The organism is Bradyrhizobium sp. 153, from assembly GCF_023073835.1.
GTDB lineage: Bacteria > Pseudomonadota > Alphaproteobacteria > Rhizobiales > Xanthobacteraceae > Bradyrhizobium.
The window spans coordinates 163,023-187,019 of sequence record NZ_JADPKH010000037.1 but is presented as its reverse complement, the minus strand read 5'-3'; the positions used below and the strand labels follow the sequence as shown (position 1 = coordinate 187,019).

23 protein-coding genes are annotated in these 23,997 nt (G+C 64.6%); 17 read left to right on the top strand and 6 right to left on the bottom strand.

Annotation, left to right across the window (positions count from 1 at the left end; translation table 11 throughout):
- Positions 1-1,215: an acyl-CoA dehydrogenase family protein gene (locus IVA91_RS10635; protein WP_247281899.1), complete on the bottom strand. Its 1,215-nt coding sequence runs from the start codon at positions 1,213-1,215 to the stop codon at positions 1-3.
- 148 nt (positions 1,216-1,363) lie between these two features.
- Here IVA91_RS10635 and IVA91_RS10630 point away from each other — a divergent pair, with 148 nt between their 5' ends.
- Positions 1,364-1,909, top strand: a complete 546-nt coding sequence (locus tag IVA91_RS10630; RefSeq protein ID WP_247281900.1) for a carboxymuconolactone decarboxylase family protein — start codon at positions 1,364-1,366, stop codon at positions 1,907-1,909.
- Positions 1,910-2,109: 200 nt separating this feature from the next.
- Positions 2,110-2,604 carry a VOC family protein gene (locus tag IVA91_RS10625; RefSeq protein WP_247281901.1) on the top strand — a complete coding sequence of 165 codons (495 nt, stop codon included), beginning with the start codon at positions 2,110-2,112 and terminating at the stop codon, positions 2,602-2,604.
- A gap of 165 nt (positions 2,605-2,769) precedes the next feature.
- On the opposite strand, the gene IVA91_RS10620 is transcribed toward IVA91_RS10625, so the two are convergent.
- Both IVA91_RS10620 and IVA91_RS10615 read right to left on the bottom strand, forming a co-directional pair.
- Positions 2,770-4,002, bottom strand: a complete 1,233-nt coding sequence (locus IVA91_RS10620) for an MFS transporter (protein ID WP_247281902.1) — start codon at positions 4,000-4,002, stop codon at positions 2,770-2,772.
- Positions 4,003-4,191: 189 nt separating this feature from the next.
- Positions 4,192-5,439, bottom strand: a complete 1,248-nt coding sequence (locus IVA91_RS10615) for an MFS transporter (protein ID WP_247281903.1) — start codon at positions 5,437-5,439, stop codon at positions 4,192-4,194.
- Positions 5,440-5,637: 198 nt separating this feature from the next.
- Here IVA91_RS10615 and IVA91_RS10610 point away from each other — a divergent pair, with 198 nt between their 5' ends.
- Positions 5,638-7,707: a prolyl oligopeptidase family serine peptidase gene (locus tag IVA91_RS10610; protein ID WP_247458716.1), complete on the top strand. Its 2,070-nt coding sequence runs from the start codon at positions 5,638-5,640 to the stop codon at positions 7,705-7,707.
- A gap of 11 nt (positions 7,708-7,718) precedes the next feature.
- On the opposite strand, the gene IVA91_RS10605 is transcribed toward IVA91_RS10610, so the two are convergent.
- On the bottom strand, positions 7,719-8,393 hold the full coding sequence (locus IVA91_RS10605) for a DUF938 domain-containing protein (RefSeq protein ID WP_247281905.1): 675 nt from the start codon (positions 8,391-8,393) through the stop codon (positions 7,719-7,721).
- A gap of 259 nt (positions 8,394-8,652) precedes the next feature.
- Between IVA91_RS10605 and soxX the strand changes: the two genes are divergently transcribed.
- The 10 genes from soxX (at position 8,653) to IVA91_RS10555 (ending at position 16,327) form a co-directional block, all read left to right on the top strand.
- On the top strand, positions 8,653-9,006 hold the full coding sequence (gene soxX / locus IVA91_RS10600) for a sulfur oxidation c-type cytochrome SoxX (protein ID WP_247282051.1): 354 nt from the start codon (positions 8,653-8,655) through the stop codon (positions 9,004-9,006).
- 26 nt (positions 9,007-9,032) lie between these two features.
- On the top strand, positions 9,033-9,524 hold the full coding sequence (soxY, locus tag IVA91_RS10595; RefSeq protein ID WP_247281906.1) for a thiosulfate oxidation carrier protein SoxY: 492 nt from the start codon (positions 9,033-9,035) through the stop codon (positions 9,522-9,524).
- A gap of 13 nt (positions 9,525-9,537) precedes the next feature.
- On the top strand, positions 9,538-9,849 hold the full coding sequence (gene soxZ / locus IVA91_RS10590; protein ID WP_247281907.1) for a thiosulfate oxidation carrier complex protein SoxZ: 312 nt from the start codon (positions 9,538-9,540) through the stop codon (positions 9,847-9,849).
- Positions 9,849-10,712, top strand: a complete 864-nt coding sequence (gene soxA, locus IVA91_RS10585) for a sulfur oxidation c-type cytochrome SoxA (protein ID WP_247282052.1) — start codon at positions 9,849-9,851, stop codon at positions 10,710-10,712. The genes soxZ and soxA overlap by 1 nt, the downstream gene beginning before the upstream one ends.
- Complete coding sequence (locus IVA91_RS10580) at positions 10,709-11,017, top strand: hypothetical protein (RefSeq protein ID WP_247281908.1); 309 nt, start codon at positions 10,709-10,711, stop codon at positions 11,015-11,017. The genes soxA and IVA91_RS10580 overlap by 4 nt, the downstream gene beginning before the upstream one ends.
- A 153-nt stretch (positions 11,018-11,170) precedes the next feature.
- Positions 11,171-12,922: a thiosulfohydrolase SoxB gene (gene soxB, locus IVA91_RS10575; RefSeq protein WP_247281909.1), complete on the top strand. Its 1,752-nt coding sequence runs from the start codon at positions 11,171-11,173 to the stop codon at positions 12,920-12,922.
- Positions 12,919-13,377 carry a hypothetical protein gene (locus tag IVA91_RS10570; protein ID WP_247281910.1) on the top strand — a complete coding sequence of 153 codons (459 nt, stop codon included), beginning with the start codon at positions 12,919-12,921 and terminating at the stop codon, positions 13,375-13,377. The genes soxB and IVA91_RS10570 overlap by 4 nt, the downstream gene beginning before the upstream one ends.
- Positions 13,378-13,629: 252 nt before the next feature.
- The gene (locus tag IVA91_RS10565) at positions 13,630-14,667 is read left to right on the top strand and encodes an MBL fold metallo-hydrolase (protein WP_247281911.1); all 1,038 of its coding nucleotides are present in this window, start codon (positions 13,630-13,632) and stop codon (positions 14,665-14,667) included.
- Between the two features lie 86 nt (positions 14,668-14,753).
- On the top strand, positions 14,754-14,942 hold the full coding sequence (locus IVA91_RS10560) for a hypothetical protein (RefSeq protein WP_247281912.1): 189 nt from the start codon (positions 14,754-14,756) through the stop codon (positions 14,940-14,942).
- A gap of 176 nt (positions 14,943-15,118) precedes the next feature.
- Positions 15,119-16,327: an MFS transporter gene (locus IVA91_RS10555; RefSeq protein WP_247281913.1), complete on the top strand. Its 1,209-nt coding sequence runs from the start codon at positions 15,119-15,121 to the stop codon at positions 16,325-16,327.
- Positions 16,328-16,438: 111 nt separating this feature from the next.
- On the opposite strand, the gene IVA91_RS10550 is transcribed toward IVA91_RS10555, so the two are convergent.
- A complete protein-coding gene (locus IVA91_RS10550) occupies positions 16,439-17,764 on the bottom strand; it encodes an MFS transporter (RefSeq protein WP_247418216.1) in 1,326 nt (441 codons plus the stop codon).
- A gap of 149 nt (positions 17,765-17,913) precedes the next feature.
- On the opposite strand from IVA91_RS10550, the gene IVA91_RS10545 reads away from it, so the two are divergent.
- From IVA91_RS10545 to IVA91_RS10530, 4 genes are read left to right on the top strand one after another with little or no spacing between them, the layout of a single operon-like run.
- A complete protein-coding gene (locus IVA91_RS10545) occupies positions 17,914-18,567 on the top strand; it encodes an ABC transporter ATP-binding protein (RefSeq protein WP_247281915.1) in 654 nt (217 codons plus the stop codon).
- Positions 18,564-21,026 carry an FtsX-like permease family protein gene (locus IVA91_RS10540; protein ID WP_247281916.1) on the top strand — a complete coding sequence of 821 codons (2,463 nt, stop codon included), beginning with the start codon at positions 18,564-18,566 and terminating at the stop codon, positions 21,024-21,026. Before IVA91_RS10545 ends, IVA91_RS10540 begins: the two co-directional genes overlap by 4 nt.
- Positions 21,016-22,098, top strand: a complete 1,083-nt coding sequence (locus IVA91_RS10535) for a lipocalin-like domain-containing protein (RefSeq protein ID WP_247281917.1) — start codon at positions 21,016-21,018, stop codon at positions 22,096-22,098. The genes IVA91_RS10540 and IVA91_RS10535 overlap by 11 nt, the downstream gene beginning before the upstream one ends.
- Before the next feature lie 27 nt (positions 22,099-22,125).
- Positions 22,126-22,512, top strand: a complete 387-nt coding sequence (locus IVA91_RS10530; protein WP_247418218.1) for an MAPEG family protein — start codon at positions 22,126-22,128, stop codon at positions 22,510-22,512.
- 138 nt (positions 22,513-22,650) lie between these two features.
- On the opposite strand, the gene IVA91_RS10525 is transcribed toward IVA91_RS10530, so the two are convergent.
- Positions 22,651-23,841 (bottom strand): ABC transporter substrate-binding protein, encoded by a 1,191-nt coding sequence (locus IVA91_RS10525; RefSeq protein WP_247281918.1) that lies wholly within the window; start codon positions 23,839-23,841, stop codon positions 22,651-22,653.
- Positions 23,842-23,997 lie beyond the last annotated feature (156 nt).

Sequence of the window (23,997 nt, the reverse complement as noted above, 5' to 3'; positions counted from 1 at the left end):
TTACGCCCCCGGCAGATCCAGGATGCGCTTGGCGACGATGCCGAGCATGACCTCGGACGTGCCGCCCTCGATCGAGTTGGCCTTGGTGCGCAGCCAGGCGCGCGGGCGGGCGCCCTGCTTCGAGCGTTCGCTCTCCCATTCCAGCGCATCGACGCCGCCGGCCGACATCAGGATCTCGTAGCGCCGCTTGTTGAGCTCGGTGCCGTAATATTTCATCGCGGACGAGAACGCCGGATGCGCTTGGCCCGCCTTGGCGAGATCGACCGCGCGCTCGGCACAGGCGGCAAGCGCGGCTTCGTCGACGTCGAAGCGCGCGATCTGGCCACGCAGCATGGCATCATCGAGCCGCCCCAGCGCATCGGTGCCGACGGTGTCAGCCGCGATCTGGCCGAGTGGACGGCCGACGCCGCGCTCGCCCATGCCCGAGATCATCGCGCGCTCGTGCTGGAGCAGATACTTTGCGACATCCCAGCCGCGGTTGATCTGGCCGACCACGTGCGACTTCGGCACGCGGACGTTGTCAAAGAAGGTCTCGCAGAACGGCGAATAGCCGGAGATCAGGAGGATCGGCTTTGTGGAGACACCCTTCGAGGTCATGTCGAACAGGATGAAGCTGATGCCGTCGTGCTTCTTCGCGGTCGGATCGGTGCGGACCAAGCAGAAGATCCAGTCGGCGTAGTTGGCGTAGGACGTCCAGATCTTCTGACCGTTGATGATGAAGTCGTCGCCGTCGCTCTCGGCGCGGGTCTGGAGCGAGGCGAGATCGGAGCCGGCGTTCGGCTCGGAGTAACCCTGGCACCAGCGGATCTCGCCCGCGGCGATCTTCGGCAGATGCTCCTTCTTCTGGGCGTCGTTGCCGTATTTCAGCAGTGCCGGCCCGAGCATCCAGATGCCGAAGCTCGACAGCGGCGGGCGCGCGCCCATTTTTGCCATTTCGGCGCGCAGCACCTTGTGTTCGGCAGCACTCAAGCCGCCGCCGCCATACTCCTTCGGCCAGTCCGGCACTGTCCAGCCCTTGTCGCGCATGCGCTCGAACCAGACGCGCTGCGGCTCGGACGAGAATTTTGCGTTGCGCCCGCCCCAGAACACGTCGGCATCCGACGTCGCCGGCTTGCGCATCTCCGGCGGGCAATTGGCTTCAAGCCAGGCGCGCGTCTTGTTGCGGAATTGTTCGAGATCGGCGCTCTCAGTGTCGCTGGTCCTAGATTCAGCCATTGGTCGTTTCCATCAATCAAAATCGACTTGTTGGACGCGACTCTGGGCCATCGCACCGTGGAATTCAACCACTTCCGTGCCGCGCGCGCCGCGCTGCCTTCGGCTATAATCCGGGGCATGTCGGCTTGAAAACAAAGAGGAAACGAGGATGCGCCTGAAACTTCTTTCGCCTGGCGAAATGAACGAAAGCCAGCGCCAGACCTATGACGAATCCATTGCCGGCAAGCGCGGCAAGCCGCCGGCGCCGATGATGGCCTGGCTGAGCAGCCCCGAGATGGCGCGGCACGCCACGCGGCTTGGCGAGGTGCTCCGCTTCGACACCATATTTCCGGCAAGGCTTTCGGAGATCGCGATCCTGGTGACGGCACGGCACTGGACTGCGCATTACGAATGGTATGCGCATAAGCGCCTCGCGCTTGCCGGCGGCATGGATCCAAAAATCATCGAGGCGATCCGCGACCGCCGCACGCCTGAGTTCGACGATCCCCAGGGAAAGATGATCTACGACGTCGCGAAGTCGCTGCACGAAGGGCATGGCGTCGAGAAGGGTCTCTACGATGAGGCGGTCAAACTGCTCAGTGAACGCGGCGTCGTCGAGGTGATCGGGCTGTGCGGCTATTACACCATGGTGTCGATGACGCTGAACACGTTCGAATTCGGGTTGCCCGAGGGCGAAGTGTCGGAGCTGAGCTAGAGCGAGTGACCTTGGGCACGATCGCCGGACTTTGTTCACCTCTCCCCAGCGGGGAGAGGTCACCTCCGCCTGGGGCTGATACCGACACCATCAATTTCATCCCCGATTGGCTTCCCGTTTGGAAACAATGGGTTTCGGGATCGGCCCGTAGCGCGATCCCAAGGCAGGCCTTATGTGCATAGTGTGAACGGAGCACCAGCATGTCGCAAAGCCCAGCCATCGCCGCCGGCACCAGGATCGGCCACGTCCATCTCAAGGTCGCTGATCTCGATCGTGCGCTCGGCTTCTATTGCGGCGTGCTCGGCTTCGAGCTGATGCAGCGGATGGGCTCCGGCGCGGCCTTCATTTCGGCCGGCGGCTATCATCATCACATCGGCCTCAATACCTGGGAAAGCAAGGGTGGCTCGCCGCCGCCGCCAGGCACGACCGGGCTCTATCACACCGCGATTCTCTATCCGACGCGGCCGGCGCTGGCGGACGCGCTGCACCGGGTGCTGTCGGCGAGCATTGCGCTCGATGGCGCCAGCGACCATGGCGTCAGCGAAGCGCTTTACTTGCGCGACCCCGACCAGAATGGCGTCGAGCTCTATTGGGACAAGCCGAGGGAGCGATGGCCGTTCGGGCCCGATGGGAAGCTGGCGATGTTTACGAAGCGGTTGGATGTGGAAGCGCTGTTGCAGCAGCGGGAGGCGTGAGCTCCGCTCTCCCCTCGTCATTGCGAGCCTACGGGTCCGCGCGCAGCGCGGCCCGATGACAGGCTCCGCGAAGCAATCCAGGCTGTCTCTGCGGAAACAGTCTGGATTGCTTCGTCGCAAGTGCTCCTCGCAATGACGGAATTTTTTGGAAACGCCGTCGCGTCTCTATGACTTGTTCGCGCGCCTTCCGCGCACCATGATCAGCGCGGCGGCGATCACTTCCAGCGCGATGCAGAGATAGAACGGCAGCGAGTAGCCGCCGGAGAGATCGCGGAGGAAGCCGACGACGCCGGGGCCGAACGCGTAGGTGACCTGGTTGATCGCAGTGTTGAGGCTGATCAGCACGCCGAACGAGGCGGACTCGAACTCCTGCTGCACGATCAGCGACGGCAGCGTGATGAGGTTGCCGACCGAGAAGCCGAACACCGCGCAGGCCGCGATCAGCACGTAATCATTGTGAAAATTGATGATGACGAGGAGCGCCGCCGCCTGGCTCAGGAACGAGAGCGCCGATGCCGGTCGCTGGTCGAGGCGGTCGATCACCAGAGAGAACAGCACACGGCCGATCACCGCCATCGCCGTCAGCACCGCGACCGCGACGGCGGCGCGCTCGCGGCCGATCACGGGATCGAGGAACGAGATCAGATGCACGATGAAGCCGACCTGGGCGAACAGCACCAATGCAAACGCAATCGTCACGGTGAGGAAGCCGACGTCACGCAAGGCCTGCGCGCGGATCTGCGCCGACGATTGCGGCTTCGGCTTCGCAGTCGCATGCCAGCCGTGATCGGGCGGCCGGCCGACGAGAATGAGGATCACCGGCAGGAGCAGCACCAGCATGGCGCCGGCCGCGGCGTACATCGCGCTGGCAAAGCCGACATGACCGATCAGCGCCACCAGTAGCGGCACGCCGACGATGCCGCCGAAACTGGCGCCGTTCAGCGCGAGACTGATCGCCATACCGCGCTTGTGGTCGAACCACAGGCTGATCGTGTTGGTGATCATGGCGAGACTGGTTCCGGCCCAGCCGAAGGCGAGCACGGCGTTGGCGAGATAGAGCTGCCAGGGCTCGCGCACCGCGCCGATCGCCACTGCCGCCGCCGCCATCGCCAGCGTGCCGGCGATCAGGCAGAGGCGCGCGCCATGCTTTTGGATGGCCTCGCCAACGAAGACGACCAGCAGCGCACCGAACAGATAGAAGAAGGTCGTGCCCGACGAGATCAGCGACGCCGACCAGCCATGCGCGCGCTGGAGCTCGGCGACATAGACGCTCTGGCCGTAGAAGCCGAGCCCCCAGCCGAAGGTCGCGAGCAGGAAACAGACCGCGACGATGCGCCAGCCTTCGTAGCGGAGAGAGGATTCGTTGATTGGAGCAGCGGGCCGGGGATTGTCGAGCATTTGCGCTTCTCCTTTGTTTCCCCCGCGAGCGCCTTGCTTCACGCCCGTCTCTTCATGACGAGCATCATGTAACGACACCAGCTCCGAAAATCACTTCGACCGCGATCGAAGCATCAACGCTGCTGACAGCCTCCTGCCAACCTATTGACCATGGTCCGGAAAGCCGCTGCGCAGGTTCCGGATCATGCGTCAAATCGCATCCGGGAGCTCGCCCATCGCAGCGTCCAGCCGCGCCTTGCGGCGGCGGGCCCAGGATACCAGGGAGAGCACGGCGAGACCCAGAACCACCGGCGGGAACACCACCATGTTCACCGCGGACCAGCCGTAATTGGCAAGCAGCTGGCCGGAGGAGAACGAGCCGATCGCCATCATGCCGAACACCAGGAAATCGTTGAAGGCCTGCACTTTGTTGCGCTCCTGCGGACGGTGCGTCTCCAGCACCAGCGCGGAGGCGCCGATGAAGGAGAAATTCCAGCCGACCCCGAGCACGATCAGCGTCGCCCAGAAATGCATTGCGCTGATTCCGGAAAGGCCGATGCCGGCGGAGCCGGCCTCCAGCAGCAGGCCGGCCGCAACGATCTTCGGGGCACCGAAGCGCGCGATCAGCGCACCCGTGAAGAAGCTTGGCCCGTACATGGCGACGATGTGCCATTGAATGCCGAAATTGGAATCGGAAACGCTGAGGCCGCACATCTTCATGGCGAGCGGCGCCGAGGTCATCACCAGGTTCATCATGGGATAGGAGATGACGCCGCACAAAGCGGCCGCGATGAAGCGCGGCTGGACCACGATGCTGAGGAGCGGCCGGCCGCCATGCAGATCGGCCGGCGCGGGCCTTGGCATGTCGACGCCGGCGAGGATGCCCATCGCGGCCAGCGCCACCGCCGCCTGCACCAGGAAGCTGAAGGCGAACAGGTAAGGCGGCCAGAGGTCCATGGTCCATTGCACGAGCTGCGGACCGAGCACGCCGGCGAAGACGCCGCCCGCCATCACCCAGGACACCGCCTTGGGACGATAGGCCGCGCTGGCGCCATCGGCGGCGGCGAAGCGGTAGGATTGCGCGACCGCGCCGTAGAGGCCGCCGAGGAAAGTCGCGACGCAGAACAGCGCGAAGGAGGCGTGCAGGATCGCAAACGAGCCGGTGAGGCCAGTGAGCGTGCCGAGGCCGGTGCCGATGACGAAGGCGGCGCGGCGGCCGAAGCGGCGCGAGATCGCGCCGGTCGGCAAGGTGCCGGCGGCGAGCCCCAGCACGTACATCGACAGCGGCACGGTCGCGAGCGACATGTCCGGCGCGAGCGTCGCGCCGACGATCGAGCCGGTGGCGAAGATCACCGCCGAGTTGGCGCCGGTCAGCGCCTGCGCGGCGGCAAGGCGCACCACATTGGCACGCACGCGCGCGTCGTCGGCGATTTCGGCGGTAGAGATCACGTCTAACATCGGCATTTCCGCCCCAAGGGCGCTCAAGAAGCTCTCATTGATCCCGGCACTATGGAGGGGCGCGAGAGGGCGGGCAACCGGCGCAAACGGGCGCGGGCCATGCCTCTGGCGCAATCGGACGGATGATAGCGAGCGGCGCCCTTGACGCCTTGCGCTCGATTGAATCCTATTCGCCGCGATCTTCCTGGAGTTTCGCTCATGACCGTCGACGACAGGCCTACGCTCAGCGCTCCCGACGATGATCCGTGGCTCTGGCTGGAAGAGATCGAAGGCAAGCAGGCACTCGATTTCGTCGAACGGCAGAATCAACTGACGCTCGCCGCGTTCGGTGGCCCAGCATTCGTGCGCGACCGCGACACGCTCGCCGCGATCTACGACCGGCCCGACAACACTCCCTATGTCAGCCGGCGCGGCAGCGATCTGCACAATCTCTGGAAAGACGCCACCAATCCGCGGGGCCTGTGGCGGCGGACGACGCTGGCGGAGTTTCGCAAAGCCAACCCAGCGTGGGAGACCATGCTCGACATCGACCAGCTCGCCGCAAGCGAAGGCGAGGACTGGCTGCTGAGCCAGATCGCCACGATGCCCGGAAGCTCGCGGGCGATTCTGAGCCTGTCGCGTGGCGGCAGCGATGCCGTCACGTTGCGGGAGTTCGACCTCGACACCAAGAGCTTCGTGGCCGGCGGGTTCACGCTGCCGGAAGCGAAGGGCGGCGTGGATTGGCTCGATGCCGACACACTGCTGCTGTCGAGCGCGCATGGCGAGGGCATGGCCACGAGCTCGGGATATGCGCGCACCGTTCGGCTGTGGCGGCGCAGCCAGCCTGTCGATCAGGCAGAGATCATTATCGAGACCACCGCCGATCACATGGTGATCTACGGCATGGCCGACGACACCGGCGCGGCGCCGCGCGCCTGGATCGTCGACCAGATCGACTTCTTCAATCACGCCATCTGGCTGCGCGATGCGGCCGGCGCGATGACGAAGTTCGACCTGCCGACCGGCATCTGGTTGCAGGCGCATGGCGACTGGTTCGCGATCAAGCTGCGCAAGGACTGGTCCATCGAAGGCCGAACCTATACCGCTGACACGGTGCTCGGCATGTCGCTGTCGGCGTTCCTCGCCGGTAGCCGCAATTTCTCGGTGCTGTTCGAGCCAGCGCCGCGGCGCGCGTTGCAAGGTCTGTTCTGGGCCGCGGGCAAGCTCATGCTGTCGATTCTCGACGAGCTGCGCCCGTGCTTCGAGATCTGCACGCCATCCGCTGCGGGCTGGAGCCGCGAGATGCTTGGCGGTCTGCCGCAGATCGGCGTCGTCGACATCTGGCCGCTCGATCGCCATCCGTCCGAAAGCAACGGCGATCTGCTCGCCAATGTGCAGGATCCACTCACGCCGCCGTCGCTGCTGTTGATCGAACGCGGCGTCGCCAGCCCGACCGTGCTCAAGCAGGCGCCGAAAACGTTCACCGCCGATGGTCTCGTGGTGACGCAGCACGAGGCCATTTCGATCGACGGCGAGCGAATTCCCTATGTCCAGACCGGCCCTGCCGGCGAGACCGGCGATGCACCGGTCTATATGAGCGCCTATGGCGGCTTCGCCCATTCGGTGAAGCCGTATTACAATGCCGCGCTCGGCAAGCTGTGGCTGGAGCGCGGCGGCACGATTGTGCAGGCGAATTTGCGCGGCGGCGGCGAGTTCGGCACGCGCTGGCACGATGCCGGGCGGCTCGCCGGCAAGAGGCTGTCGCATGACGATTTCGCGGCCGTCGCCGCCGATCTCGTCCGCCGCGGCGTGACGACGTCAAAGCGCATCGCCGCACAGGGTGGATCGAACGGCGGCATCCTCATCACCAACATGCTGGTGCGATACCCTGAGCGCTTCGGCGCGCTGTTCTGCACCATCCCCCTGATCGACATGCGCCGCTACACCAAGCTGCTTGCGGGCGCGAGCTGGATCGCGGAATATGGCGACCCGGACAAGCCGGAGGAATGGGACTGGCTGAAGACCTACTCGGCCTATCACAACGTCAAGGCCGCTCAGCCCTATCCGCCGATCCTGATCGCCACCACACGGCGCGACGACCGGGTGCATCCCGGCCACGCGCGCAAGATGGCTGCCAAGCTCCAGGCGATGGGCTACGAGGCCTGGTTCTACGAACCGGCAGCCGGCGGCCACGGCTACGGCAAGGACAACAAGGAGCGCGCCGGCTTCGAGGTGCTGGGCTATCGGTTCTTGAAGGAGAAGATCGGGTGGCGGGACGGCGAGGCCTGACGGCCTCGCGCTCAGTCCCGCGAAAACACCAGCGTGAGATTGTTCGCTGGCATTTCGATCGTATCGATCAGCCGGAGGCGAACGCCCTGCGCCAGCGCCTCGACATCGCCGATGTCGCGCACGCCCCATTCGGGATTGCCCTCGCGCAAGGACGTGTCGAAGACGGCGTTGCTGAGCGCGGTGTGCTTGCCGCCGCGCTTGAACGGGCCGTAGAGGAACAGCTTGCCGTCGGCGCGCAAATAGCGCCCGGCGCCGGCGAACAGGCCTTCGGCCACGCTCCATGGCGCGATGTGAATGACATTGGCGCAGAACAATGCGGCAAGGTTGGTCGGCCCCTGCCCGCTTTTCATCTCCGGACACCAGTCGGGGTCGGTGAGATCGATCCGTAAGGGCGGGCGGACGTTTTGCAGGCCTGAATGAACGCGCCAGGCCTCGATGCTCTTGAGATGGCGCTGGTTGAGGTCGCTCGGCCACCAGATCAGGCCGGGCGTATGACGGGCGAAATGGACCACGTGCTGCCCGGTTCCGCTGCCGAGCTCGACCACGTCACCGGTTGTGCCGGCGAGATGCTTTTCCAGCGCCGCCCAGATCGGCTCGTGGTTGCGATGGAAGGCCGGCGCATCGAGCCGCCCATCGGGCGCGACCCGTCCGCCATCCCCGCCAAATTCGACGACATATTCAGCCAAGTGAGGTCCCCTTGAAAACACGAGAACGCGATGAAAACAGGATGGGCGCGAAAACGCCCTCGAAACAGCCGGCCCGCGCCCATTGTCCTTATTGTTGGCCAGATCGGCCGAACCAATAATGTCTTTAATTGCAATGCGGAAGATATTAACTCCATTTTGCTCCGTGCATAGTCTCGATTGTCAGGCGATGTCCTTTATGCTCTGGAACGCCTTTATTTCAGCGATCGCGACCATCGCCATAACGCCTCGGAATGACGCCTTGCCTGCTTTGTCCCGGACGCCTGTCCTGTTCCTCCTGCTGGCCGTCGCTGCCGGCCTCGCCAGCCCGGCGCAGGCCCAATCCGCGGCAAACGAGGGCCGGAAGCTCGCCTTCGACCGCAGCAAGGGCAATTGCCTGACCTGCCACGTTATCCAGGGGGGCGACCTGCCGGGGACGATTGGGCCGGAACTGAAGGACATCAAGGCCAGATACCCTGACCGCAACGAGCTGGCCGCGATCATCTTCGACGAGACCAAACGCAATCCGCAGACCATGATGCCGCCGTTCGGCCGGAACCGGATTTTGACCGAACAGGAGATCAACGCGATCGTTGACTTCCTGCAAACGCTGTAAACGGCCGGTAGGCCAGGAGACCTCCGATGACCACGACCACAGGCCCTCATCCGACGCGGCGCCTGATCCTTCTGGGCGCTGCCTCGGTCGCGCTGATCGGGCTCGGCAACCTGCCGTTCGCGGCCCGCCCAGCGAGCGCCGCGGCGAACGATAAATATCCGGAAGAGGCCTTCAAGCAGAAGAGCGAGGCCGACGCGATCAAGGCGCTCTATGGCAGGACCGCCGAGCCCTCCGACAAGGTCAAGCTGGACGCGCCGGAGATCGCCGAGAATGGCGGCGTGGTGCCGGTCTCAGTGACGACGACGCTCGACAAGGTGACCTCGATCTCGTTCTTCGTGGCGGAGAACCCGTACGCTCTCGCCGCGTCCTACAGGATCGCCGACGGCACGATTCCGGGCGTTGCCAACCGGCTGAAGATGGCCAAGACCACCAAATTGGTCGCCATCGTCGAGGCTGACGGCAAGCTCTACAGCGCGACCAAGGAAGTGAAGGTCACCGTCGGCGGCTGCGGCGGCTAGGAGGATCGGTCCGATGGCATCAAGCATTCGCGTGCGCGCAACATCCAATGGCGACATCACCGAGGTGCAGACGCTGATTCAGCACCCCATGGACACCGGCCTGGTCAAGGATTCCAAGGGCGAGCTGATCCCGGCCCACTTCATCCAGGAGCTGAAGTTCGAATGTAACGGCAAGGACGTCTTTGTCGCCAATTGGGGCACGGCGGTCTCCAAGGACCCCTACGTCAAATTCAGCTTCAAGGGCGCCAAGAAGGGCGACGAGCTCAAGATCTCCTGGACCGACAACAAGGGTGCGTCGGATACGACCACCGCGAAGATCGCGTGATGAAGACCCGCTTCTCCCTCCTGCTTGGCTCGGTAGGCGCCGCACTCGTTGCGTGCGCCCTCACCTCGCCGCGCGTCGTCGCGGCCGACAAGGTCGATCCCGTTGCTGATGCGAAGGCGTTCCAGAATTTCTTCTTCCAGAAATTTCCGAACGTGAAGCGCGAGGATTTCGTCAACGGTCCTTATTCCATGAACGAGGACATGAAGCGGCAGTGGCAGGAGAAGGAAGAATTCCCGCCTTACGAGTTCGCGCTCGACGCCGGCAAGGAAATGTTTGCGACCCCGTTCAAGAACGGCAAGACTTACGCCGACTGCTTCCCGAACGGCGGCATCGGCATCCGCCAGAACTATCCTTACTTCGACACCAAGGAAGGCAAGGTCATCACGCTGGAGCTCGCGCTGAACCGCTGCCGCGAGGCCAATGGCGAGGCGCCCTATTCCTACGTCAAAGACGAGATGGCCTCGCTCACCGCCTACATGGCCTACACCTCGCGCGGCAAGCCGATGGACATCAAGATTCCCGATGATCCCCGTGCGCTCGAAGCGTTCGAGAACGGGAAGCGGTATTTCTACACCCGCCGCGGCCAGATGAACTTCTCCTGCGCGAGCTGCCACGTGCAGAGCCCGGGCGAGCGCATCCGCGCCGAGACTCTGGCGCCGGCGCTCGGCATTTTGAATGCGATGCCGATCTACCGCTCCGAATGGAGCGGCATGGGCACGACCAGCCGCCGCTTCGTCACCTGCAACAGCCAGACCCGCGCGGTTCCGCTGGAGCCGCAATCGGACGAATATCGCGACGTCGAATATTTCCTCTCCTACGTCGCCAACGGCCTGCCGATCTCGGGACCGGGAGCGCGGCCATGAAGCGGGCATGTCTCCTGGCCACATTGGTTGCGTTGACCATCGCGCTACCGTCGGCGCGCGCGGCAACGGAAGCGGACTACAAGGCGGCCTATGCCGCCGCCGAAGCCGCAGCCAAGGAGGCGGCCAGCCTGCGTCACCAATGGACCACGACCGTCTCGACGCTGACGGCGGCGAAGAAGGCGGCCGATGGCGGCGATTTCGACCGCGCATTTGCCGCAGCGAAAGAGGCCGAGGCGCTGGCGAAGGCGTCGATCTTCCAGGCTAATTCCGAAAAAGAGGCCTGGAAGGCGATGGAAATCCGCTAGACTGGGCTTGGCGCGCGAGAACATCGTGCTCCAGATCATTCTTTGAGCATGATCTTGTCGGAAAGCCGCACCAAACCTTGCGCTGACGCGGCCCTTCGGATCCGGATATGCTTGTAGAACAGTCGACAGCGTTGAGGGCGCGGAGAAGTTAAGATGGGCATCCGCCGCCGCGATTTCCTGAAGAGCGCGGGCCTAGCCGCCGCATCGCTCGGACTGCCGCGGCTCGCGCGCGGTGCCGACACCGCGAGCATCTATGACATCGAGCGTTTCGGCAATGCGCGCATCCTGCACATCACCGACACGCATGCGCAGCTCAATCCGGTCTATTTCCGCGAGCCCAGCATCAATATCGGCATCGGCGAGATGGCGGGACGACCGCCGCACCTGGTTGGCCGCGCCTTCCTGGAGCGGTTCGGCATCCGGTCCGACAGCGCGGATGCCTATGCCTTCACCTGCTTCGAATTCGAGAAATCTGCGGGCCGCTTCGGCAAGCTCGGCGGCTTTGCCCATCTGAAGACGCTGATCGACCGCTTGCGCGGCGACGTCGGCGCAAAACATTCGCTGCTCGTCGATGGCGGCGACCTCTGGCAGGGCACCGGGCTTGCCAACGTCATGCAGGGCCGCGACATGGTCGAGGTCGCGAATCTGCTCGACATCGAGGCGATGACCGGACATTGGGAATTCACCTATGGCGAGCAGGTGCTGCGCGACAATCTCGAGCGCTTCAAGGGCGAGTTTCTGGCACAGAACGTCTTCCTGACCGAAGAGGCCGCCTTCAACGACGCCCCCGCCTTCGACAAGGCCAGCGGGCGCGTGTTCAAACCGTCTGTCATCAAGGAGCTCGGCGGCCATCGTGTCGCAATTGTGGGCCAGGCGTTCCCTTACGTGCCGATCGCGCATCCCAAGCGGTTCACGCCGGACTGGACCTTTGGCATCCGCGAAGAGGAGTTGCAGAAGCATGTCGATGCTCTGCGCGCCACCGAGAAGGTCGATGCCGTCATCCTGCTGTCGCACAACGGTATGGACGTCGATCTCAAGCTCGCGAGCCGCGTCACCGGCATCGACGTCATCCTCGGCGGCCATACCCACGACGCCGTGCCGCAGCCGATTGCCGTGAAGAACGCTGGAGGAACCACGCTCGTCACCAATGCCGGCTCCAACGGAAAATTCCTGGCCGTGCTCGATCTCGCAATCGGCAAGGGCAAGGTCAGCGACATTCGTTATCATCTGCTGCCGGTTTTTTCCGAGCTGCTGAAGCCGGATCCGGGGATGGCCGAGCTGATCGGCCGGCTGCGCGCGCCGCATGTGAGCGACTGGTCGGAGAAGATCACAACGCCCGATCGCCTGCTCTACCGCCGGGGCAATTTTTCCGGTCCCGTCGACGAGTTGATCTGCACGGCGCTGCGCAGCGAGCTCGATGCCGAGATCGCGCTGTCGCCGGGCTTCCGCTGGGGCGTCACGGCGCTGTCGGGCCAGGCGCTGACCATGGAGGATCTGCTCGCGGAAACCGCGATCACCTATCCCGAGACCTATGTGCAGGAGATGACCGGCGCACAGATCAAGGACGTGCTGGAGGACATCTGCGACAACCTCTTCAACGCAGATCCCTATTACCAGCAGGGTGGCGACATGGTGCGCGCCGGCGGGTTCAGCTACACCTGCACGCCGGAGGCTGCGATCGGCGGCCGCATCTCCGAGCTGAAGCTCAACGGCGGCAAGGCGCTCGGCGCCAGCCACCGCTACAAGGTCGCAGGCTGGGCCTCGGTCAACCGCCAGCAAGGCGCGCCGGTGTGGGACGTCGTTGGCAAATATCTGCGCTCGGGCCGGATGTTTCAGGAGCGGCTCGGCTCCGGCGTCACGCTGAAAGGGGTCGAGGGCAATCCAGGCATTGCAGGACAAGGATGATGCGGTCGCAAATCTCATCCGCGATGCTGCTGGCATTGCTCGTCTGGGCAGCGATCCCGCCGGCTTTGGCGCAGCAGGTGCCGCTGCAGGACAAGCCGTTCGCCGAGCACAAGGTCGTGCTTCAGCTCTCCGACGGCGATGCGAAGAAACAGGCACTGGTGCTCAGCGTCACCAACAACCTGCTGAAGGCTTACGACCCTGACAAGATCGCGGTCGAAGTGGTGGCGTTCGGTCCCGGTATCGATCTGCTGCTGTCCGGCAGCGAGCGTCGCAAGCAGGTCGAGAGCCTGATCGCACAGGGCGTGCGCTTCGACATCTGCCTCAATACGGTGGACACGATCGAGCGCGAGACGGGCAAGCGGCCGGAGTTCATTCCCGCGGCGACGCCGGTGCAGGTGGGCGTCGGGCAGATCCTGTTCCTGGCGGAGAACGGCTACACGGTGGTGCGGCCGTAGGAGCTGTCCGAGCTTGTCGCACGTCCGCGCAACACAATCGGTGTCATTCCCCGCGAAGGCGGCCCCCTCATCCCGTTCAGCGCCTCTGGAATACTGGATCGCCCGCCTGCGCGGGCGATGACAGGGGTGGGTGGGGACGGCCACCCGCGCAATAAAGATCTTCTAAAATTCATTCTCTACACAGTGATTTGCTTCTCTCTGGGGCCCGTCCCGTAGTAGAATCCTAGAAATCACCACACGTCAGGTCCCGCCATGATCTTCCGCCAGCTCTTCGACAGTGTTTCGGGCACCTACAGCTATCTGCTTGCGAGCCGCCCAGGCGGCGAGGCGCTGATCCTCGATCCCGTGTTGGAGAAGGTCGACCGCTACTGCCAATTGCTGCGCGAGCTCGACCTCAAGCTGGTCAAGGCGATCGACACCCATCTGCATGCCGATCACGTCACCGGTCTCGGCGAGTTGCGCGACCGCACCCATTGCATGACTGTGATGGGCGATCAGACCAAGGCCGACGTGGTGGCGATGCGGGTCGCCGACGGCGACAAAGTGACGATCGAGGGCCTGTCGCTCGACGTGATGTACACGCCGGGCCACACCGACGATTCCTATTCGTATCTGATGGGCGACCGTGTCTTCACCGGCGATACGCTTCTGATCCGCGGCACCGGCCGCACCGATTTCCAGAACGGCTCATCGCGCGCGCAATACGATTCGATTTTCAACCGCCTGCTCAAGCTGCCGGACGAGACGATGGTGTTTCCGGCGCATGACTACAAGGGCGATACCGTCTCCACCATCGGCGAGGAGAAGCGCTACAATCCGCGGCTCCAGGTCCGCTCGGTCGACGAATATATCGAGCTGATGGCCAATCTGAAGCTGCCCAATCCGAAGATGATGGATGTGGCGGTCCCTGCCAACATGCATGTCGGCCTGCATCAGGAGGAGCTCGAGAAAGAGGGCCGCGCGCTCAGCGCCGCCGAGGCGATCCGCATCCTCGGCCGGCCCGACATCCTGCTGGTCGATCTGCGCGAGAGCAACGAGCGGATGAAGCACGGCATGCTCGAAGGCGCGCTGCACACGCCCTATCAATCTGTGGAGGAGAGCCTGAAGCCCGGCGGCATGCTGCGGGAGGTCGCAGCCGCTACCGGCCGCCGCGTCGTGTTCTTCTGCGCCTTCGGCGAACGCTCGGCGATGGCGGTGGCCGCCGCCAAGGAGGCGGGCCTCTCCAACAGCGCGCACATCGCCGGCGGTCTGGATGCCTGGAAGAAGGCAGGCGGGCCGGTGGTGCACTGAACGGCCGAGTGCCGTGCTTGAGATAGATCAGGAAGTTCCCATATGTCGGGCTAGGACGGATGCAGCATCACCATCCGGGAGCCGCCATGGCCAAGATCGGCAAGCCGAGCGAGCCGCCCAAGATCGCGGACAACAAGATCGCGGACGATAAGCAAGCGCAAGACAAGGCGAAAAAGCCCAAGCCTCCGCGCGAGATCGACCATGACGATTACGAAGACGGCGACATCGCCACCCCGAAGCGCGACCGCTACGGGCCGGACGACGAGCCGTTGTGAGGACGGTGCTCGCGGGTTGAGCGCACGCTGGCGCAACATCCTCCAAAGTCGTTCCGGCGAAGTGGAGGCAACCTCATGCCGCCGCCCGCGCTACCTGCCATGCGCCCGCGTTCATGGACAAATAACCGCTCTGCCCGATAGTTTGCGCCTCCTTTGGGACGCAAGACGGAACTGCAATGGTCGACGTTCTCGCCGCACCGCAGCAAGGCAAGGCGGACAGCGCGCTGCGCACGCTGACGGGGATCTCGATCGCGCATTGGGTCAGCCATTTCCATCTGCTCGTGCTTCCGATGCTGTTCCCGTTCCTCAAGAGCCAGCTCGGCGTGGGTTATATCGAGCTCGGCTTCGCACTCACCGTGTTTGCGGTGGTGTCGGGATTGACGCAGGCGCCGACCGGCTATCTCGTCGACCATTTTGGCGCGCGACGAATTCTGCTGGCCGGGCTCGCGCTCGGCGGCTTCGCGCTGATCCTGCTCGGCTTGCACCTCAGCTACGCCTCGCTAATCGCGTGCGCCGTGCTGCTGGGCCTCGCCAACAGCGTCTACCATCCCGCCGATTACGCGATCCTGGCCGCGCACATGGACGAGGCGCGGATGGGCCGCGCCTTCTCGATCCACACTTTTGCCGGCTTTCTCGGCGGCGCCGTCGCTCCTGCCATCGTCGCTGCGCTCGTCACGTTGTCCGGTGGCACTGGAGCGCTGATCGCCTCCGGCGCGATCGGTGTCGCGGTGGCGCTGCTGCTGATCACCATGAACATTCCCGACGCCGGCGCGCACAAGACAAAACCCGGCAGCGCGAACGCGCCAAAACAGGCCGTCATCACGCCGGCGCTGATCACGCTGACCGCGCTGTTCATGCTGCTGAGCCTCTCGGTTGCCGGCATCAACAATTTCGGCGTGGTGGCGCTGATGAGCGGCTACGGCGCCTCCTACTCCGCCGCCAACATCGCGCTGACGGCATTCCTTGGCGCCAGCGCCATCGGCGTGCTCGCAGGCGGCTTGCTCGCCGACCGAACCGAGCGCCACGGCCAGGTCGCCGCGGCCTGCTTTGCCGCGAATGCGGCGATCGTGCTGCTGATCGCACTCGCCACACTGCCGGGCTGGGCTCTCACCGCGGCGATGACGGCCGCAGGCTTCCTCAGCGGCGTGATCGCACCCTCGCGCGACATGCTGGTGCGCAACGCGGCTGCTCCCGGCGCTGCGGGGCGTGCCTTCGGCATCGTCTCCACCGGATTCAATCTCGGCGGCATCGTCAGCCCGCTGCTGTTCGGCTGGATCATGGACCAGAGCGCGCCGCACTGGGTGTTCGGCGCCTCCGTGATCTTCATGGCGGCGACGGTGGTGCTGTCAGGGTTCACGGAGCAGAAGCGGCGACCACAAAGCTAGTCGTCCGTTCCGGCGCCAAACATCGCCCCGCAGTCATGACCCCGGATCGGCGCGCCCTTGGGGCGCGCTTGTCCGGGGACGAGGGTGTTGCTTGGGCGTGCGCCGCCACCCTTACGTCGGCGATACCGCGCTCTTCAGCGCGCCCGCCTGCGGGGCGGCACCGCCCGTCAACCTGGCGCGTTCGGTGTTCGGCCAGAGCAGCAGCAGGCCGAGCAGGCCGGAGCCGACCATGATCGCCGCATTGATGGTGAAGCCGGTCATGTAGCCGTCGAGCATGCTGCCGGCGTGCTGGATCACGGTGCCCATCACGGCGGGTGCGATGATGCCCGAAAGCGTATAGAGCGCGCCGTAGATCGCGAGGATGGCGCCGCGCTGCGATGTCGGCGTGAACTCGCCGAGCATGGGCGGGCAGACGACATAGATCGCGCCGCACAGGCCCGTTCCGACCACGAGCAAAGCCAGCTGAAGGCCGGCGCCCTGGACATGCGGCATCGTCGCCAGGATCAGGCCGCCGACGACCAGCGGCACCGAGCCGAGCACGCCGCGAGCGATGCGCGTGGTCGAGCCGCGGGCCATCATCATTTGCGAGATCCAGCCCGTCAGGATCACGATGGTGGCGCCGAAGATCCAGGGCAGAGTGGAAATCCAGCCGGCTTGGCTCTGAGAGAAGCCGAGACCCTTGATGATGAAGGGCGTGAACCAGGTCAGCCCGAGCGACAGCGCCCAATAGGCCCCGAAGGTCGCGGCGACGCAGCCGAGAAAGGTGCGCGAGGTGAGAAGCTGAATGTAGGGAATCTTCGTCTCGGTGGCGGCGAGGGCCTGCGCATCCTCCAGCGGCCCCTCCTTGCCGAGCGCGAGCCAGGCACAGACCCAGACCAGGCCGACGACGCCGAGCGCGCCGAAGGCATAGTGCCAGGAATGGTTGACGATGATCCAGTTCAAGGCCGGCACTGCGATGATCACGCCAAAGGCCGAGCCTTGCGACAGGATCGCGGTCGGCAACGTGCGCTTCTCGTCAGGGAACCATTTATAGATGGCGTGCGCCGCGACCGAGAAGGCCGGGCCTTCGCCGGCGCCCAGCACGATGCGGCAGATCAGGAGCGTGGTGAAGGAGACGGTGCCGACCATGGGAAACTGCGCCAGCGCCCAAACCACCGCGAGCGACAGCAGCACCCAGCGCGTCGGCACCTTGTTGACGATGAAGCCGACCACGATGGCCGAGATCGAGAACAGGAAGAAGAACGAAGAGCCGAGCAGGCCGAATTGCTCCGGCGTGAGCTTGAGGTCCGCCATGATCGGCACGCCGGCAAGACCGACGACGATCTTGTCGGCAAAGTTCACCAGCATGAACAGAAACAGGAGAAAGGTGATGGTCCAGGCGCCCTTCGGCGTCGCTGTCGGCTTGCTCGCCGCGGACGGCGTTCCCTGAGCGCTCATGCTTCTATTTTCCCCATGTATCTTTTTGGCACTTTTTTGATTTGACCTTCTTGGAGCTAACAACGGCTTGGATGCCAACGCAACCCCGGCATTTCCGCAGCAAGTGTGCTAGGCAGCAATTCCGCTAATTCCGTCCGGCGCCATTAATCGTGCTGAACATCAAAAATCTCTCGAAGACCTTCTTCTCAGCCGGCGAGCCGGTCCACGTGCTGCGCGGCGTCGATCTCGACCTCGCGGCTGGCGAGCGGGTCGCGCTGACGGGAGAATCCGGCAGCGGCAAGAGCACGCTGCTGCACCTGATCGCCGGGCTCGATGCGGCTGATAGCGGCTCGATCCGGCTGGCGGACATCGAGGTCACCAAGCTGTCGGATGCGGGACGTGCCAGCTTGCGACGCGACCGGGTCGGCTTGGTTTTTCAGCAGTTCAACCTGATCCCGAGCCTGTCGGTCGCGGACAATCTCGCCTTCCAGGCACGGATCGCCGGCCGGCATGATGCGGCCTGGACCAAAGAGCTGATCGAACGGCTCGGACTTCGCACTCTCCTCAAGCGTTATCCAGAGCAATTGTCGGGCGGACAGCAGCAGCGGGTCGCCATCGGCCGGGCGCTGGCGACGAAGCCTTCGCTGCTGCTGGCGGACGAGCCGACGGGCAATCTGGACGAAGCCACCGCCGAGGACGTGCTGGCGCTGACGCGCGATCTCGTGGCGCGCACGGGCTGCGGCTTCCTGATGGTGACGCACAGCCTGCATCTGGCAGCGACGCTCGACCGCCACCTTACTTTGCACGGCGGGCGCATCGCATGAGGCGCGCGCTGTGGATCCTCGCCGTGCTGCTCAGCCATTGGCGGCGTCACCAGATGCAGTTCGCAACGCTGCTGATCGGGCTGATTGCGGCGACCGCGCTGTGGAGTGGCGTGCAGGCGATCAACCAGCAGGCCCGCAGCGCCTATGACCGCGCCGCGGCGACATTCGGCGGCGCACGTACGGCGATGCTGGTCGCGCTGGATACGGCGACCTTTTCCCAGGAGCTGTTCATAAAATTGCGCCGCGCCGGCTGGCCGGTCTCCCCGATACTGGAGGGACGCGTCCAGATCAATGGACGCTCGGTGCGGCTGCTCGGCATCGAGCCGGTGACGCTGCCGACCGACGTCGGCAATGCGCCGCGCCTTGGCGCCTCGGATCTCAGCAGTTTCGTCGCGCCGCCGGGCCAGACGCTGGTGGCGCGGGAGACGCTGAGTGACTTGCAGCAGCAGGAGGGTGCGGTGCCGGCGATCAGCAGCGGCGCAATACTGCCGCCGCTGCGCGTGCTGCCGCAGCTCGTGCCCGGCGTGCTGGTGGTCGATATCGGCGTGGCGCAGCGGCTCCTCAACAAGCCGGACCAGCTGTCGCGGTTGCTGATCGGCAAGGCGAAGGGTAAGCCCACGTCGCTTCAAAGCGTCGTCGGCGATCAGCTGCAGCGGGTTGAGCCGGATGCCGAGACGGAGCTGGAACGCCTCACCGACAGTTTTCATCTCAATCTCACCGCCTTCGGCCTGTTGTCATTCTTCGTCGGGCTCTTCATCGTCAATTCGGCCGTCGGCCTCGCCTTCGAGCAGCGTCTGCCGATGCTGCGGACGTTGCGCGCCTGCGGCGCGTCGGCGCGGCTGGTCAACACGATGCTGGTGCTGGAGCTGGTGGTGCTGGCGCTGATCGCCGGGCTGATCGGGCTCGTCTGCGGTTATTTCATCGCGGCAGCGCTGTTGCCCGACGTCGCGGCGTCGCTGCGCGGGCTCTATGGCGCGCAGATCCCGGGGCAGCTGACGCTGCGTTCCGAATGGTGGCTGGCCGGTATCGGCATCAGCGTTGTCGGCGCGCTAGTTGCGGCCGCAACCAGCCTGATCAAGGCGATCAGGATGCCGGTGCTGGCAACCGCGCAACCACGCGCCTGGCAGCAGGTGCAGCGCCGTTGGTTGATCCTGCAAAGTGCAGGCGCCTGCGCCGTATTCGCGGTCGCGCTGCTGCTGCTTTACTATGGGCAATCGCTGATCGCAGGCTTCGGCGTGCTGGCCGCGCTGATGCTCGGTGCGGCCCTGATCCTTCCGGCATTTCTCGAACTCATCCTGCTCGTTGGCCAGCGTTGGGCGAAAGGGCCGCTGGCGCTGTGGTTCTGGGCCGACAGCCGGCAGCAACTCTCCGGATTGTCGCTGGCGCTGATGGCGCTGCTGCTTGCACTCGCCGTCAATGTCGGGGTGTCCACGATGGTGGAGACGTTCAGCCGGACCTTTATCGGCTGGCTCAATGGACGGCTGGCGGCCGACGTCTACATCAGCGCGTCCGACAACACGCAAGGCGTTGCGATCCGGAACTGGCTGCGCGAGCGCAGCGATGTCCAGGCGATCCTCTCGGGCGGACGCGCGGAGGCGCAAGTTCAGGGCCAGCCGGTGGAATTGCTCGGCCTTCCCGACCACGCGCTCTATCGCGAACGCTGGCCGCTGCTGGAAGCCGCGCCGCGCGCCTGGACCCGGCTCGTGCCCGGCAATGCTGCCTTCATCAGCGAGCAGTTGAGCCGCCGGCTGAACGTCCGCGTCGGCGACGTCGTCGAGGTGCCGGCGCCGGGCGGGACCTGGGAGCTCGACATTGTCGGCATCTATGCTGACTACGGCAATCCCAAGGGGCAGCTCGCCATCAATGTCGCGGCGCTGATCCGGCAATTTCCACAGACGCCGCAGACGCGGATCGGCCTCATCGTCGACAAGAACGATATCCCCGGCCTGATCTCAGCGTTGCAGAAGCAATTTGCGCTCGACGATCGCAGCGTCGCCGACCAGGCGACGGTGAAGGCGGAATCGATCCGCATCTTCAACCGCACCTTTGCGGTCACGTCCGCGCTGAATGCCTTTACGCTTGGCGTCGCCGGCATCGCGCTGCTCACAAGCCTGCTGACGTTGGCCAACTCCCGCCTGCCGCAGCTTGCGCCGCTGTGGGCGATGGGCCTCACCCGGCCGCGCCTTGCCGCGATCGAGCTGACCAAGACGCTATCGGTGGCGCTGTTCACATCGCTCTTGGCCGTGCCGCTCGGCCTCTTGGTGGCGTGGTGCCTGATCGCGATCGTCAATGTGAAGGCATTCGGCTGGCGGCTGCCGTTCCATGTGTTTCCGCTGCAATTGGTCGAGCTGGTCGCGGTCGCGCTGCTCGCCTCGCTGCTTGCCGCATTGCTGCCGATGCTACGGCTGGCGCGGATGCAGCCGGCAAATCTCGTCAAGGTGTTCGCCAATGAGCGCTGAGAAAATCTCACGACGCGCGGTCATCGGCGGCTTTGCTGCGCTGGCACTCACACCTCGCGCAGGGGCGCAGGGCTATGCCGGGCTCGGCGAAACCGCGGACGGCTTTGCCAAGGTAACGGCGGGCAAGGTCTTCACCTTTCCGGGCGATCACGGGCCGCATCCGGAGTTTCGCATCGAGTGGTGGTATCTCACGGCCAACCTCGTCGATGCCAGTGGCGCTGCCTGCGGCCTGCAATGGACCCTGTTCCGCCAGGCGGCGCAGCCGGGCCCGCAACGCGAGGGCTGGGCCAATCAGCAGGTATGGATGGGACATGCGGCGGTGACGCGCGCCGACACCCACCGCTTTAGCGAGACGTTTTCACGCGGCGGTGTGGGGCAGGCCGGCGTCACGGCCAAGCCGTTCGATGCCTGGATCGACGATTGGGAAATGAAGGGGCTTGAGCGCACCGATTATCGCACGCTGGCGCCGCTGATGCTCAAAGCCTCCGCCACCGACTTCAGCTATGCGCTGACGCTGGAGGCCGATCGTCCGATGGTATTGCAGGGCGACCGCGGCTACAGCCGCAAGTCGGAGCGCGGGCAAGCATCTTACTATTACAGCCAGCCGTTCTACCGCGCGCGCGGCAGCATCACGATCGACGATAAGCCGGCCGAAGTGATGGGCCAGGCCTGGATGGACCGCGAATGGAGCAGCCAGCCGCTGGATGCCGATCAGACCGGTTGGGACTGGCTGTCGCTGCATCTCGGATCCGGCGACAAGCTGATGCTGTACCGGCTGCGGCAGAAGGACGGCCAAAACTATCCGTTCGGCAATTGGATCAGCGCCGCCGGCGAGACGCGGATGATTGCAGGTAGCGACATCCAGATGATGCCGAAGGCGACCGCGGATGTTGCGGGACGCAAGCTGCCGGTGGAGTGGCAGATCGCAATCCCCTCGCAATCGTTCTCGATCCTGTGCAAGCCGCTCAATCCAGGGGCCTGGATGGGGACCGGCTTCTCCTACTGGGAAGGGCCGATCAGCTTTGCCGGCACGCATGATGGCGTTGGCTATCTCGAGCTGACGGGCTATTGAAGCGCGATCTCGTCGAAGGGACTAACGATGCATCATCTCACCGCCCTCGTCACGCTGCTGGCGATCGCATTTTACTTTTTCACCGCCGTCAACGTCTCTCGCTCGCGCACCAAGACCGGCGTCAAGGTGCCGGCGATGTCCGGCCATCCGGATTTCGAGCGCGCCTTTCGCATCCAGATGAACACGCTGGAATGGATGCCGATCTTCCTGCCGGCGCTGTGGCTGTTCGCAATCTATATCAGCGACGCCATCGCAGCCAGCATCGGCGTGGTCTGGATCATCGGCCGCATCGCCTATTTCGTCGGCTATTCCAAGGCGGCGGCAAAGCGCAGCCTGGGTTTCGCGATCCAGAGCCTCGCCGCCATGGCGCTGTGGGCGGGAGCGTTAGGGGCGGTGGCGTTGCGGCTGGTGTGAGGGCCCATCTGCGGCTCCAAATTCCGCCGTCATTCCGGGGCGGCGCATTGGCGCCGAACCCGGAATCTCGAGATTCTCAGGTGCGCAATTGCGCACCATAGTTCGATGCTTCGCATCGCCCCGAAACAACGCTGCGCGTCACTTCGTCAACGGACAGCCGCTTTCCTTGGCGGCGAAGAATGCCTTGTCGCCGGGGACGGTAGCGAGCAGCTTGTAATAGTCCCAGGGCTTCTTCGATTCCGAGGGCTTCTTGACCTCGAACAGATACATGTCGTGGACCATGCGGCCGTTTTCGAGCACCTTGCCACCTTGCGCGAAGTCGTCGTCGACCGGCAGCTCCTTCAGCTTCTTGGCAACCGCGTCCGAATCCTTGGTGCCGGCGGCCTTGACCGCCTTGAGATAGCTCAGCGTCGCCGAATAGGTGCCAGCGTGGATCATGCTCGGCATCCGCCCGGTGCGCTTGAGGAAGCGTTCGCCGAGATTGCGGGTGCGATCGTTGAGATCCCAGTAATAGCCCTCGGTCAGCACCAGGCCTTGCGCAGCTTGCAAGCCAAGGCCGTTCACTTCAGCGAGCGTCATCAGCAGGCCGGCGAGCTTCTGGCCACTTGCGACGATGCCGAACTCGGACGCCTGCTTGATCGAGTTGGTGGTGTCGAGGCCGGCATTGGCGAGGCCGACGATCTTCGCCTTCGAGCTCTGCGCCTGGAGCAGGAAGGAGGAGAAGTCCGATGAATTGAGCGGCACGCGTACCGAGCCGACCACCTTGCCGCCATTGGCGGTGACGATCTCGCTGGTGTCCTTTTCCAGCGCGTAGCCGAAGGCGTAGTCCGCGGTGAGGAAGAACCAGGTGTCGCCGCCGGCCTTGGTCAGCGCACCGCCGGTGCCGACGCCGAGCGCACGGGTGTCGTAGGCCCAGTGAAAGCCGTAGGGCTGGCAGGCATCGCCGGTGAGGCGCGAGGTCGCGGCGCCGACGACGATGTCGATCTTCTTCTTTTCCTTGGAGAGCTCGTGGATCGCGAGCGCGACCGAGGAGGTGGTCAGCTCCGTGATCATGTCGACATTCTCGACGTCATACCAGCGCCGCGCGATCGAGCTAGCGAGATCCGGCTTGTTCTGGTGGTCGGCCGTGATGAGCTCGATCTTCTGGCCGAGCACCTCGCCGCCAAAGTCCTCGATCGCCATCTTCGCGGCTTCGACCGACCATTTGCCACCGTAGTCGGCATAGACGCCAGACTGATCGTTGAGGATGCCGATCTTGACGCCCTGCGCGGCGGCCGGCGACGCCAGCAATACGGCCGAGGCCGCTGCGGCCAAAAATGTTGATTTCATATGTTAACTCCCAGCAGTCTTCTGTTGTGAAATCGCGCGGATAGTAGTGAAGAACCCCGCGCGTGCCCATCCATTTCGGCGTAGGCCGTTAGTATGGAGGTGGGCGCTATATTCCCCGCTTCGTCACCGGACCAAGCGCGCCTTGAGCGAGCGCGC